Below are 13,315 nucleotides of genomic sequence, written 5' to 3'. Positions count from 1 at the left end.
CGCCGCCCCGCGCGAACAGCTACTAGGAGAGGGCATGGCCCCGGGTACGAACGAGAAGCAGCCCGCCGAGACGAAGGACGACGAACGCGTCACCGCCCTGCGCCGGTTCGCCGCCGCGGGGCGGAACTGGCGGCGGGCCCAACTCGCCGGTTCCGCGCTGCTGATGGCGATCGCGCTGACCGGCGGGGCGATCGCCTTCGGGTCCTCGCGGGACGGCGGGACGGCGCCGGTGGCCACGTCGAGCGCGGTGGACCCGGCGCTGCTCGCGAGCGGGGACCTCGGCACGACCATCGCCTCGCTCCAAGCCCATCTCCGCACCCAGCCCAAGGACTCCGACAGCTGGGCCACCCTCGGCCTCGCCTACGTCGAGCAGGCCCGCACCAAGGGTGACCCGTCCCGCTACCCGCAGGCCGAGAAGTCCCTCAAGCGCGCGCTGCAGATCACCCCGGGCAACGACGAGGCACTGGCCGCCGAGGCCGCGCTCGCCGCCGCCCGGCACGAGTTCGCGCCGGCGCTCGGCTACGCGGACCAGGCCCTGAAGCAGAACCCTTACAGTGCGAACGCCCTGGCCTCCCGCATCGACGCCCTGGTCGAACTCGGCCGTTACGAGGAGGCGAGCAAGGCCGCCGACCTCGCCGACCAACGCAAACCGGGGGTACCGGTGTTCACCCGGTACGCGTATGTGCGGGAGCTCCGCGGCGACGTCAAGGGCGCCCAGCGGGTGCTGGAGCAGGCCCTGTCCACGGCCACGTCGAAGGGCGACATCTCCTACGTGGCCGCCCAGCTCGGTCTGCTCGCCTGGAACCAGGGCGACTACAAGACCGCGGAGACCTACTACGCCCGCGCCCTGACGGCCGACGACACCTACATCCCGGCGCTGGAGGGCCGCGCGCGGGTCCAGGCGGCGCTCGGTGACCGGGCCGACGCGATCAAGGGCATGGAACTGGTCGTCTCCCGCTATCCGCTCCCCCAGCAGCTCGTCGAACTCGGCGAGCTGTACGAGGACCGCAACGCCGAGGGCGACAGGGCGAAGGCCGCGGACCAGTACGCGCTCGTCGAGGCCTGGATCGCGCTCGCCCGCGCCAACGGCGTCAACGCCGACCTCGACACCGCCCTCGCCGCCGCCGACCACGGCAACAAGGCCGAGGCCCTCAAGGCCGCCCGCGCCGAGTGGGCCCGCCGCCACACCGTGCACACGGCGGACGCGCTGGCCTGGGCGCTGCACGTCAACGGCAAGGACAAGGAAGCACTGCCGTACACCCGCCGGGCCACCGCCACCGGCTACCACAACGCCTCCTTCGTCTACCACCTCGGCATGATCGAGCTGGCCGACGGCGAGAAGGCGGCCGGCCGGGCCGCCCTCACCAAGGCCCTCACGCTCAACCCCGGCTTCTCCCCGCTGGGCGCCCGTACCGCCCGCAAGGCGCTGGAGGACTCGAAGTGAACCTCCGCCGGATCGCCGCCGTCTTCACCCTGGCCTGCGCCGCGACCCTGCTGTCCGGCACGGGCGCGAGCGCGCACCCGCTCGGCAACTTCACCGTCAACAAGTACGACGGTCTCGTCGCCGCCCCCGGGCAGCTCCGCGTCGACCACGTCGAGGACCTCGCCGAGATCCCGGCGACCCAGGCCAAGCCCGACCTGAAACGGCTCGGCACGGCGAAGTGGGCCGAGCAGCGCTGCACGACCGCGGCCGACGGCAGCAGGCTCACCGTCGACGGCCGTACCACCCCGCTGACCGTGCGGACCAGCCACGCCGAACTCCGCCCCGGCCAGGCGGGCCTGAACACCCTCCGCGTGGAGTGCCGCTTCACCGCGCCCCTCCCCCAAGGCGCCGGAGCCGGCCTCACCTTCCACAGCGCGGGCGCGGACACCGGGCCCGGCTGGCGGGAGATCACGGCGCGCGGCGACCGGATGACCCTGACGAAGACGGACGTACCGAAGACGTCCGTCTCCCACGAACTCACCAGCTACCCGAAGGACCTGCTCTCCTCCCCCGCCGACACCACCACCGCCGCCGTCCACGTGCGGCCCGGCGGGGCGGCCCTCGCCCAGGAACGCCAGGACACCCCGGGCGCCGAGATCCTCCCCCGCGGCATCGACCGCTGGACCCAGGCCCTGACCGACCTGGTCGCCCGCAACCACCTCACCGTCGGCTTCGCGTTGCTCGCGCTCTTCATCTCGGTCGGCCTCGGCGCGATGCACGCCCTCGCACCGGGCCACGGCAAGACCCTGATGGCGGCGACCGCTGCGGCCCGCGGCGGCCGCGCCCGCCTGCGCGACGTCCTCCCGCTGGCCGCGTCGGTCACGGTCACCCACACCCTGGGCGTGGTCGCCCTCGGCGTCCTGGTGACGGCGGGCTCGGCGGCGACCCCGTCGGTGATCGCCTGGCTGGGCATCGCAAGCGGCCTCATGGTCCTGGCCGCGGGCGCCAACCTGACCCGCAGGGCCTGGCGGAACAGGGCCCACGAGCAGGCACACGCGCACGGCCACCATCACCACCATCACGACCAGGAGCACGAGGCGACCGGGAACCGGGAGCTGGCCCTCGTGGGGGCACACGAACACGCCCGTGCCGACACCCACGACCACGGCCACACGCACGATCACGGGCACGACCACTCCCATGGCGACGAACACCCTCATGACCACCACCACGCTCGTGGCCATGACCACGGTGCCCAGCCACATTCTCCAGCCCGTCCGGCGTTTGAGGACGAGGCCGTTCGGGCCGAAGGGGGGTCCGGGGGCGCAGCCCCCGATCACGGCCACACCAACATGCCGCACAGTCACGGCGGGTTCACCCACACCCACCCCACGGCCCCCACCCTCCGCGGCACCATCCTCCTCGGCTTCGCCGGCGGCCTCGTCCCCAGCCCCTCCGCCGTGGTCGTGCTCGTCGGCGCCGCCGCCCTCGGTCAGGCCTGGTTCGGCCTGCTCCTGGTCGTCGCCTACGGCGTCGGTCTCGCGCTGACGCTGACCGCCGCCGGGTTCGCCGTCGTCAGGCTGGGTACGGGAATGACTCGGGTGATGGACAAACGCCCTCGCTGGACCACCCACCCGATGGCGGCACTGGTCCGCAGGACCATTCCGCTCGTGTCGGCACTCGTGGTCGTGGCCCTGGGCGCCGGACTGGTGCTCAAGGGGGCCGCATCCGCACTTCTCTGAGTTACGTTTGTGATGAATTCGCGCGAGCTGCCGTGGGGGGCACCCGTGACCGAAGAGCCGGGCCGTGAGCGACTGATCGCGGGCCGCTACCGACTGCTGTCCCCGCTGGGCGAGGGCGGCATGGGCACCGTGTGGCGGGCCCGTGACGAGGTGCTGGGCCGTGCCGTCGCCGTCAAGGAGGTGCGGGCGCCCGCCGGGCTGCCCGGCTCGGACGTCGAGCGGATGTACGCCCGGCTGGAGCGCGAGGCCTGGGCCGCGGCCCGGGTCGCGAACCGCAACGTGGTGACGGTGTACGACGTGGCGATGGAGGGCGGACGGCCCTGGATCGTCATGGAGTTGATCCCGGGCGTGTCCCTCGCCGACGTGCTGGAGGCGGAGGGGCCGATGTCCCCGCAGCGGGCGGCCGGCGTCGGCGCCGAGGTGCTGTCCGCGCTGCGGGCCGCGCACGCCGCCGGGGTGCTGCACCGGGACGTCAAGCCCGGCAACGTGCTGCTGTCGAACGACGGCCGGGTGGTGCTCACCGACTTCGGGATCGCCACCGTGGAGGGCAGCTCGGCGCTGACCATGACCGGCGAGGTGATCGGCTCACCGGAGTTCCTCGCCCCGGAGCGGGCGCTGGGGCGGGCGTTCGGCCCTGAGTCCGACCTGTGGTCGCTGGGCGTCCTGCTGTACGCGGCGGTCGAGGGCGCCTCGCCGTTCCGGCAGGACACCCCGCTGAGCACGCTGCGGGCCGTGGTCGACGAGGAGTTGCCGCCGCCGTACCGGGCCGGACCGCTCGCCCCCGTCATCGAGGGGCTGCTCCGCAAGGACCCGGCAGCGCGGATCTCCGCCGAACAGGCCGAGCGGGACCTGCGGCTGGTCGCGGCGGGGGGCACCCCGGGGACGGCCGCCACCGTCCCGGTCCCGGGACCGTACGAGGCGCCGACCCTCGTCGCCCGGCAGACCCGGCCGTTCTCCCCGACGCCCCCGATGCCCACCCCGGCGGACAACCGGCCGCCCGCCGACGGCCGCGGCGGCGACCGCAGGGCCGGTACCGTGCTGATCATCGGGCTGGTGCTGGTCGTCCTCGCGCTCGGCGGGCTGACGTACGCCCTCCTCAACGGCGGCAACGGCGACGACGGCGGCGACAACGCCGGGGCGAGCCAGTCGGCCAGCAACCTCAGCTCCCCCGCGCCCAGCCACAGCAGCCGGCACGCGTCGAAGTCCCCGTCGGCGTCCGCGAGCAGCAGCGCGCCGGAGCAGAGCGTGAAGGTCAGTGTGGCCGGGTCCCGTACGGACTACTCGGGGGCCTGTCCGCCGTCGACGGCGCAGGCGCCCACGTTCACGGCGACGTTCACGGTGGGGAGCGTGCCCGAGGACGTGCAGTACCGGTGGGTGCTGAAGAACGGGAAGCTCGACGACCAGGGCTGGAAGACGCTGTCCTTCCCGGACGGCGGCGGGAGGACCCGGCAGACGCAGGTGACCGTGACGACCTGGTCCGACAGCGGGACGCTGAGCGACGCGATCGCCGTCGAGGTGCGCAGTCCGGTGGAGACGACGTCCAACTCGGTGCCGTTCTCGGTCACCTGCACCAAAACGACGGAGACCCCGACCGACGGGGCCTCCGCCTCGCCTTCGCCCTCCGGTTCGTACTAGGGCTCAGGACCTGGAGCTCAGGACGCGTTGCCGGTCAGTACCGGCAGGTAGCCGCCGGACTGGCCGGACGCGGTGGGGTGGTACGACTCGGTGATGTCCAGCCAGTTGACGCTGTGCAGCCAGGAGCTGCTGGAGCAGATCTCGTGGCTGGAGAACGCGCTGCGGACGTCGCCGAAGGTGAACCCGTGGTCGGCGGCGCGCTTGGCGATCGCGGTGTCGATGTAGTCGGCGGCGTTGTTGATGGCGGTGCGCTTGGTCGAGGAGAGGCCGAGGCAGGTCGTACCCAGCAGGTAGAAGCGGGGATAGCCGAGGACGACGACCTTGGCGTTGGGGGCCTTGGCGCTGATCGCGTCGTACACGTTGTCGAGCTTGCCGGGGAGGGTGGAGTCGACGTACGCCTCGGCGGTGCTGATGCGGGACAGGCAGGTGCTGTCGGAGCTGAGCACACACGTCGTCATGACGTCGGCGAAGCCCGCGTCGTTGCCGCCGATGGTGACGGAGACCAGGGCGGTCGAGGAGCTGAGCGTGCCGAGCTGGCCGGAGAGCACGTCGTCGGTGGTGGCGCCCGAGCAGGCGAGGAACGAGAACGAGGACGGGCTGTGGGCGGCGTTCCACAGGTAGGGGTAGGCGTTGGTGCTGCGGTCGCAGCTGCCACTCGAGCTGATGTAGCTGCCGGCGCCGACGCCGGACGCGTACGAGTCGCCGAGTGCCACATAGCCCCCGGTCGCGGCCTGCGCTTGCGACGCGGCCGCCCCGGTGAGGGCGAGGCCGGTGGCGAGGAGGAGTGAAGTCACGTATGCCGTAATTCGGGAACGTCTCATGGAACCTCCCTTTAGCAGGATCTCTGCCATAACTGTCGTAGCAACTACGCGTGTTGACGGGAAGTGTCCATGCCAAAACCGTTCAGGAGTTCAACCTGACAGCCCTTCGGGAGGCACGAGCCCCTGAAGCCCGTGTCGTAATCGATCATCGGAACACGCCGAAATCGAGCGACTTGTTCCCCGGAGGCATCAGGCGTCTCCGGGGAACGGTCATGTCCGGAGACCCGCTTGACGCCCTCCGTTCGGCTGCGCGACATTGAAGCCCGGCATCCGACGCCTTGGGGGGCAAAGTCGGCCATGCAGACCATACGTCTCAAGACATCATCAACAGCGGGCGAACGGGCACACCAAGGGCCGGGGAGGGACCTGGGGCCCCTGCTCGCGGGGGCCGCGACGGCCGTCGCGGGGACGGGTGCGCTGCTGGCGCTCACCGACTCGGGCGCGCTGTTGCGCGGGCCCTTGGCGCTGTTCTTCCTGCTCGCCGCGCCGGCCGCGGCGATCGGTGCGGCACTGCGCGGACTCGATCCGCCGGCCCGCGCGCTCACCTCGCTGGCGGGTGCCGTCGCCCTGGACATGCTGATCGCCCAGGGGATGCTCGCCACTCACCACTGGTCCTGGCGCGGCGGCATCGTCGCCGTGGCCGCGATCAGCCTTCTCCTGCTTCTGCTGGTACTCCTGCGACCGGTGGAACGCATTCTCGAACGGATGCCCCGGCGAACCGGGAAAACCCGTTCGAGTTGAAGAGCAGGGTCGGCCAAAGTTTCGTAACGGCCAATCCAATAAAAACGTGAGAACCAGTTCCGGGACTTGCCATACTGGTTCAATCGTCAATACCGTCATACATCTCACCCGCATCGGATCATCACCCAGCGGCTCCAGGGGAGGGCTCAGGACCGCGATGTTCCGGGGCGGGGCGCGGTAGGGGGGTGCCGTGCTCGGTGACCGCAATGACCACGTTCGTTTCTCCTGTGACCACTGTCGTTTCCGAGTCGTGCCGCGCGACCGACTGCCGTTCTGCGGCAGACCGGGCAACTTTGCCAGCTCACCTGCGGATACGGAGATCCTTGTTCCGTGCCACGAGTGAGTAGAACCCCCCTTTCGAACCGGACACCAAAGCGGGCCGCCCATGGGGCGGGCGGTCCACCGGACGAGAGGGACAAGACTCGTGAGTTCTGTTCTGCGTCAGCCGACTTCGGGCCAAGATCCGTTCATGGCCACCGAATACCGGCCGATCTCATCGCACCTGGCGATCACACCGCCGGTGAGTGTGGTGATTCCCGCCATGAATGAGGCGGAGAATCTCCCCTACGTCTTCAAGACACTTCCCGCCTGGATACACGAAGTGGTCCTGGTGGACGGTAATTCCACCGACAACACCGTGGAAGTGGCGCGAGAGTTGTGGCCCGACGTGAAAGTCGTCGAACAGAGTGGCAAGGGCAAGGGAGATGCCCTCATCACCGGCTTCGAGGCGTGCACCGGCGACATCATCGTCATGGTGGACGCCGACGGCTCGGCCGACGGTCACGAGATCGTGTCGTACGTCTCCGCCCTGGTCTCGGGCGCCGACTTCGCCAAGGGCTCGCGCTTCGCCAACGGCGGCGGCACGGACGACATGACCTTCATCCGCAAGCTCGGCAACTGGGCGCTGTGCACGGTCGTCAACCGCAAGTTCGGCGCCCGCTACACGGACCTCTGCTACGGGTACAACGCCTTCTGGCGGCACTGCCTCGACAAGATCGACCTCGACTGCACCGGCTTCGAGATCGAGACCCTGATCAACATCCGGGTGGTCAAGGCGGGCCTGAAGGTGCAGGAGATCCCGAGCTACGAGTACCTCCGCATCCACGGCACCAGCAACCTGCGTGCCGTACGCGACGGGCTGCGCGTGCTCAAGGTGATCCTGAAGGAGCGCTCCAACCGGCGTGACCTGCGCCGGCAGGTGCGGCACTCCCCGATGCTCACCGCGGGCCAGGGAGAGTCGTCTTGAGCGATCCCGACATCTCCGTCGTGATCTGCGTGTACACCGAGGACCGCTGGGAGGACATCCTCGCGGCGGTCTCCTCGGTGCGCGCCCAGTCGTATCCGGCGCTGGAGACCCTGCTGGTCGTCGACCACAACCCGGCGCTCCTGGAACGGCTCACGAAGGAGTACAAGGAGGCCACGGAGGTGCGGGTGCTCGCCAACGCGGGTCCCCGCGGCCTGTCCGCCGGCCGCAACACGGGCATCGCCGCCTCCTACGGCGAGGTGATCGCCTTCCTCGACGACGACGCCGTGGCCGAGCGGGACTGGCTGCGCCGCTTCGCCGAGGGGTACGCCGACCCGAAGGTGATGGCGGTCGGCGGCCGGACCCTGCCGATCTGGGCCTCTGGCCGCAGGCCCGACTGGTTCCCGGAGGAGTTCGACTGGGTCGTCGGCTGCACCTACCGGGGGCTGCCGGCCGGCCGCGTCCGGGTCCGGAACGTCCTCGGCGGAAACGCTTCTTTCCGGCGCACGGCCTTCGACGCGGCGGGCGGCTTCGCCACCGGCATCGGCCGCGACGGCGACAAGCGCCCGCTGGGCTGCGAGGAGACCGAGCTGTGCATCCGGCTCACCCGGGCCCGTCCGGACGCCGTGCTGCTCATCGACGACCGCGCGGTGATCCACCACCGGGTCCCGGAAGTCCGCGAGCACTTCGGGTACTTCCGCACCCGCGCCTACGCCGAGGGCCTCTCCAAGGCCCTGGTCGCCCGCAGCGTGGGGGCCGGCAAGGGCCTGGAGTCCGAACGCCGGTACACCACGCGTGTGCTGCCCGCGGGGGTCGCTCGTGGCCTGCGGGACGCACTGCTGGCCCGGCCGGGCGGCGCGGGCCGGGCGGGCGCGATCGTCGCCGGGGTGCTGACGGCGGCGGGCGGCTACGTGGTGGGGAGCGTGCGGGCCCGGCGGGGCGGCGCGACCTTCGCCGTCGCCCTGATCGAGGAGGGCTCCCATGGCTGAGGCCCCGGTCCCGATCCTCATGTACCACTCGGTCGCGTCCGCGCCCAACGACGCCACCCGCGCGCTGTCGGTGGCACCTGAGGCGTTCGCCGAGCAGATGGCGCTCGTCGGCGACCTGGGCCTCACTCCCATCGACACGGCGGATCTGGCGGCGGGCTGGCGCGACGGCGGCCCGCTCCCCGACCGTCCCGTCCTCATCACCTTCGACGACGGCTACGAGGGCGTCCACCGACACGCCCTGCCCGTGCTCGCCAAGCACGGCTTCGTGTCCACGCTGTTCGTCTCGACGGGCTGGATCAGGGGCGCGTACGACACCGGAGGCGGCCTCGACGCCATGCTCGACTGGGACCAGGTACGCGAACTCGCGGGCGTCGGCTGCGAGATCGGCGGGCACAGTCACACCCACCCGCAGCTCGACCAGCTGGACGACGACCGGCTGCGCACCGAACTGGTGCGCAGCCGGGAGATCGTCACGGACGAACTCGGCGCGCCTCCGGCCTCGTTCGCCTACCCGTACGGCTACTCCAGCCGCCGGGTCCGGCAGGCCGTGCGGGCGGCCGGGTACACCCAGGCGCTCGCCGTCGGCAACGGTCTCGCCCACCGCCGTCAGGGTCCGTTCGCGCTGCAGCGCGTCACCGTGCGCCGCAGTACGGACGCCGCGGAGTTCGTACGGCTGCTCGAAGGCCGTGCGATCGCCCGCAACTTCGCCAGGGACCGTGCCCTCACCAAGGGGTACGCCGTTCTCCGCAGAGCACGCCAGGTCCGCCGGAAGGCCATCCGTTCCCGTGTCTGACACGACTACCACCACACAGGCCGGCACACCCGGCACAGCGGCGCCCGAGCAGTCGGGGCGCCGCCTTCGCCTGCCCGGCCGGGGCGGCTCGTCCGGGGGCAGTCCGCTCTTCCGGAACGCCTACGCGCTGATGCTGAACACGGGCATCTCGGCCGTCCTGGGCCTGGGCTTCTGGCTGGCCGCGGCCCGCTACTACTCCGAGTCGGCCGTCGGCCAGGGCTCCGCCGCCATCGCCGCCATGAAACTCCTCGCGGGGCTCACCGCGGTGACCCTGACCGGCGCCCTGGCCCGCTTCATCCCGGTCGCCGGACGCCAGACCGGCACGCTCATCTTCCGTACCTACGCGGGCAGTTCGCTGATCGTGGCGCTGGGGGCCGGCGTCTTCCTGATGACGCTGGGCGTCTGGGGACCGTCGTACCGCTTCCTGCACGGGCCGCTGCCCGGGCTCGGGTTCGTCGTGGCGGTGATCGCCTGGAACCTGCTCACGCTCCAGGACGGGGTGCTGACCGGGCTGCGCAACGCGCCCTGGGTACCGGTGGGCAACACCGTGTTCTCGGCCGTCAAGCTGGCCCTGCTGGTCGCGTTCGCGGCGGCGATCCCGGTGGCCGGTGTCTTCGTCTCCTGGGTCGCCGCGATCGCCACCTCGTTCGTGCCGCTGGGCTGGCTGGTGTTCCGGCGTCTGGTCCCCCGGCACGTCGAGGCGACCGCTGACCACGCGAAGCCGCCCACACTCAGGGAGATCGGCCGGTTCCTGGCCGGTGACTACACCGGCTCGCTGTTCTCCCTCGCCGTGGTCTACCTGGTGCCGGTCATCATCGCCTCGCAGGTCAGCTCCGAGGACAACGCGTACTTCTACATCACCACCACCATCGGCGGCACCACCAACCTGCTCGCCATCAACATGGGCGCCTCGCTGACCGTCGAGGGCTCGCACGACCCGGCCAGGCTGGCCGGCAACGCCCGGGCCGCGCTGAGGCGGATGGCCCGGATCATGATCCCCATCTGCGCGCTGCTGTTCTTCGGGGCGCCCTGGATCCTCGGCGTGTTCGGGCCCGGCTACGCGGACGCGGCGACCCCGCTGCTGCGCTGGTTCGCGGTCGGCGCGCTGCTCCGGGTCGTGATGGAGACGTACTTCGCGGTGCTGCGCGCGCAGAGCCGTACCGCGGGCCTGGCCTGGCTGCAGGGGCTGTTGTGCGTGCTGGTCCTCGGCCTGACCCTGCTGCTCCTGCCCCGGATGGGGCTGACCGGCGCGGGCGTGGCCGAGATCTCCAGCCTCGCGGTGATCGTGGCGATCGCGGCGCCCCGGCTGTGGCGCACGCTGCGGGCCGCCCCGGCCGAGGTCCCCGCGGACGCCGCGCCGGACGGGGACCTCGCCGACCTGGGGGGCCGCGAGGCACCGTCCGCCGCCGTCCCGCGCAGGCGGGGTCCGGCCTGGGCGCTGGACACCGACACCCTCGCCCTCGGCATCCATGTGGACTTCGACCATGTGGAGCGACGGCCGGACGTCCGGCCGGGGCCGGGAACTCCGCCCACGGGTACGCCCGTTGTCCGGCCGGACGACCGGCCGACATGGGCACTGCGGCCGCCACGGAACCTGGGGCTGCCGGTGGAGGAGAGGGAGCCGCACGCGGAGTCCTCGCTGGGGCCCGCCGAGGCCTCGCTGCTCAGGGAGGCGGAGGTCGACGCGCCGTTCGGGAAGGCTGCCGTACCGCGGGAGGCGGGCGAGCCGGACGGGCCCGACGAGGTTCCGGAGGGGTCCGGGTCCGCGTCGGCGCCCTCGCTGCGGGAGCGGCTGACGCCCACCCGCACGGGCGTCCTCCTCGGCTGTCTGCTGGCCGCCGCCCTGCTGCTCTACTGGGTGCCGGCGGCCCGGCTCGACGACGCCGACCTGGACCGGATGGGCGGGCTCGGGCTGGTCTCGGTGCTGCCGCTGCCGACGCTGGCCGGGGCGGCGCTGCTGGTCACGGTGTTCGCCGCGCTGCTGTGGCTGCGCCGGGAGCACAAGGCGCTGCTCCTGGTGACGCTGCTGGCGACGGTCGTGTCGCTGCACGCGCTGCCCGCCGTGATCGAGACGGAGCCGCGCTTCCCGACCGCCTGGCAGCACCTCGGGTTCATCGACTACATCGACCGGACCGGCTCGGCCGTGCCCGATCTGGACGCCCGCTGGAGCTGGCCGGGCTTCTTCGCGGCGGCCGCGTTCATCGGCCGGGCGTGCGGGGTCACGGACTTCACCGAGGTCATCCGCTGGTGGCCGACGTTCATCCAGCTCGCCTACCTGGCCCCGATGTTCCTGCTCGTGCGGTCGCTGCGGGCGAGCTGGCGGGCGAAGTGGACCGGCATCTGGATCTTCGTGCTGTGCGGCTGGGTCGGCCAGGACTACTTCTCCCCGCAGGGCTTCACCTATCTGCTCTACCTCGTGTTCGTGGCGATCCTGCTGGTCTGGTTCCGTGCCCCGCACGTCGTCTGGGCCAGGTTCCGGCCGGGCGAGGCGGAGGTCGAGCCGACGAACCGCCGTCAGCAGGCCGTGCTGCTCATGGTGCTGGTCGGGCTGTACGCGGCGACGGTGCCGGCGCACCAGCTCACCCCGTTCGTGATGCTGGGCGTGCTGGCGGTCCTGGTGCTGATCGGCCGGTCCGAACTGCGTGGGTTGCCGCTGCTGTTCGGGGTGGTCGCGGCCGTCTGGCTGGGCTTCATGGCCGAGCCGTACTGGTCGGGGCACTTCAACGAGCTGTTCGGCGGGGTCGGCGGGGTCGGCAGCAATGTCTCCACCTCGGTCTCCGGCCGTATCCAGGGCGGCAGTTCGACGCACAAGCTGGTCCTGTACGTCCGGGTCCTGCTGGCCGGGAGCATGATGGCGTTCGCCGTCTGGGGCTGGTGGCGCCGCCGCTTCCACCGGTACCGCGAGCGTTCCCTGCTGGTCCTGACCTTCGTCCCGTTCCTGGGCTTCGGCATGCAGTCGTACGGCGGCGAGATGGCGCTGCGCGTCTTCATGTTCGCCGTGCCGGGCGCGGCCCTGCTGGCCGGGCTCGCCCTGTTCCCGCGCACCGGGGCCACGGCGAAGGAGCGCGAGAAGGACAGGATCAGCCTGGCGCCGGTGGCCGCGCTGCTGGCGGGGCTGCTGCTCATGGGCGGTTTCCTGGTGGCCCGTTGGGGCAACGAGTCCTTCGAACGGGTCCGGCCCGGCGAGGTCGCCGCCATGGACTACGTGTACGCCCACGACAGGCCGACGGTACGGCTGCTGTGGCTGAGCAACGACACCGTCAACGACGTCACCCCGGCGATCCCGTGGGGCGCGAAGGACATGGAGCGGGTCGACTACGTGCCGACGCTCGCCCCGACCGACCCGGTGCTGGTGTCGAGCCTGGTCAAGGCGCTCAAGGACGCCGGTCCGAACTCGTATCTGATGATCAACCGGAGCCAGGTCACCTATCTCCGGATGGACGCCGGCTACTCGGCGACCTGGGAGAGCCGGCTGCTCCAGAACCTGGACGACCGGCAGGACCTGACGAAGGTCCTGGTCAACGACGACGTGACCATGTACGCGCTGCGGACGCGGCCCGCGGGCGCGGTGGCGACGCCGGATCCGGGGCCCATCGGGCCGCGGATCACCTGGACGCCGTGGTCGGTCATCGGCGGTCTGGCCGCTCTCGCGCTGGTCCTGCTGCTGACGGCACGCGAGGTGGTCCGGGTCGCGGTCCGGCCGGGGGTGCGTCAACTGCGCTGGCTCCAGGGCAGTTTCTGGTTCTCGCTGCCGCTGCTGGCGGTGCTGCTGGCCTCGTTGGCGCAGCGGTTCCTGACGCTCAAGTAGGAGGCCGGCCGAAGTGGGGGGGGGGGGGGGGGGGGGGGGGGGGGGGGGGGGGGGGGGGGGGGGGCGGGGGGGGGGGCGGGGGGGCGAAAAAGAAAGGGAAAAAAGGGTTAGGTTCCCGGG

General features: G+C 71.6%; 9 protein-coding genes. 8 read left to right on the top strand and 1 reads right to left on the bottom strand.

Features of this window, described 5'->3' with window-relative positions; translation table 11 throughout:
* The first annotated feature begins 34 nt into the window (after positions 1-34).
* The 3 genes from ACZ63F_RS33710 to ACZ63F_RS33700 are packed head-to-tail and all read left to right on the top strand — an operon-like array spanning position 35 to position 4,800.
* A complete protein-coding gene (locus ACZ63F_RS33710; protein WP_469716953.1) occupies positions 35-1,444 on the top strand; it encodes a tetratricopeptide repeat protein in 1,410 nt (469 codons plus the stop codon).
* Positions 1,441-3,165 (top strand): nickel transporter, encoded by a 1,725-nt coding sequence (locus tag ACZ63F_RS33705; RefSeq protein ID WP_469716951.1) that lies wholly within the window; start codon positions 1,441-1,443, stop codon positions 3,163-3,165. Before ACZ63F_RS33710 ends, ACZ63F_RS33705 begins: the two co-directional genes overlap by 4 nt.
* A gap of 12 nt (positions 3,166-3,177) precedes the next feature.
* Positions 3,178-4,800 carry a serine/threonine-protein kinase gene (locus ACZ63F_RS33700; RefSeq protein ID WP_469716949.1) on the top strand — a complete coding sequence of 541 codons (1,623 nt, stop codon included), beginning with the start codon at positions 3,178-3,180 and terminating at the stop codon, positions 4,798-4,800.
* Between the two features lie 17 nt (positions 4,801-4,817).
* On the opposite strand, the gene ACZ63F_RS33695 is transcribed toward ACZ63F_RS33700, so the two are convergent.
* Entirely contained in the window at positions 4,818-5,621 is an 804-nt protein-coding gene (locus ACZ63F_RS33695; RefSeq protein ID WP_469716947.1) for an SGNH/GDSL hydrolase family protein, read from the bottom strand.
* Between the two features lie 297 nt (positions 5,622-5,918).
* Between ACZ63F_RS33695 and ACZ63F_RS33690 the strand changes: the two genes are divergently transcribed.
* The 5 genes from ACZ63F_RS33690 to ACZ63F_RS33670 all read left to right on the top strand — a co-directional run bounded on the left by ACZ63F_RS33690 (position 5,919) and on the right by ACZ63F_RS33670 (position 13,195).
* Positions 5,919-6,362: a hypothetical protein gene (locus ACZ63F_RS33690; protein WP_469716945.1), complete on the top strand. Its 444-nt coding sequence runs from the start codon at positions 5,919-5,921 to the stop codon at positions 6,360-6,362.
* Positions 6,363-6,786: 424 nt separating this feature from the next.
* Positions 6,787-7,608 (top strand): glycosyltransferase family 2 protein, encoded by an 822-nt coding sequence (locus ACZ63F_RS33685; RefSeq protein WP_457698645.1) that lies wholly within the window; start codon positions 6,787-6,789, stop codon positions 7,606-7,608.
* Positions 7,605-8,594 carry a glycosyltransferase family 2 protein gene (locus tag ACZ63F_RS33680; protein ID WP_469716943.1) on the top strand — a complete coding sequence of 330 codons (990 nt, stop codon included), beginning with the start codon at positions 7,605-7,607 and terminating at the stop codon, positions 8,592-8,594. The genes ACZ63F_RS33685 and ACZ63F_RS33680 overlap by 4 nt, the downstream gene beginning before the upstream one ends.
* Positions 8,587-9,387 carry a polysaccharide deacetylase family protein gene (locus ACZ63F_RS33675; RefSeq protein WP_469716941.1) on the top strand — a complete coding sequence of 267 codons (801 nt, stop codon included), beginning with the start codon at positions 8,587-8,589 and terminating at the stop codon, positions 9,385-9,387. The genes ACZ63F_RS33680 and ACZ63F_RS33675 overlap by 8 nt, the downstream gene beginning before the upstream one ends.
* Positions 9,380-13,195, top strand: coding sequence for a lipopolysaccharide biosynthesis protein (locus ACZ63F_RS33670; RefSeq protein ID WP_469716939.1), 3,816 nt, complete (start codon positions 9,380-9,382; stop codon positions 13,193-13,195). The genes ACZ63F_RS33675 and ACZ63F_RS33670 overlap by 8 nt, the downstream gene beginning before the upstream one ends.
* Positions 13,196-13,315 lie beyond the last annotated feature (120 nt).

The organism is Streptomyces sp. NPDC104761 (genome assembly GCF_055583445.1).
This window is presented reverse-complemented; position numbering and strand designations above follow the sequence as displayed.

Bases quoted from the DNA above. Each gene is read 5' to 3' on its own strand.
- ACZ63F_RS33710 (WP_469716953.1), top strand. From the start codon at position 35: ATGGCCCCGGGTACGAACGAGAAGCAGCCCGCCGAGACGAAGGACGAC.
- ACZ63F_RS33700 (WP_469716949.1), top strand. From the start codon at position 3,178: ATGAATTCGCGCGAGCTGCCGTGGGGGGCACCCGTGACCGAAGAGCCG.
- ACZ63F_RS33695 (WP_469716947.1), bottom strand. From the start codon at position 5,621: ATGAGACGTTCCCGAATTACGGCATACGTGACTTCACTCCTCCTCGCC.
- ACZ63F_RS33690 (WP_469716945.1), top strand. From the start codon at position 5,919: ATGCAGACCATACGTCTCAAGACATCATCAACAGCGGGCGAACGGGCA.
- ACZ63F_RS33675 (WP_469716941.1), top strand. From the start codon at position 8,587: ATGGCTGAGGCCCCGGTCCCGATCCTCATGTACCACTCGGTCGCGTCC.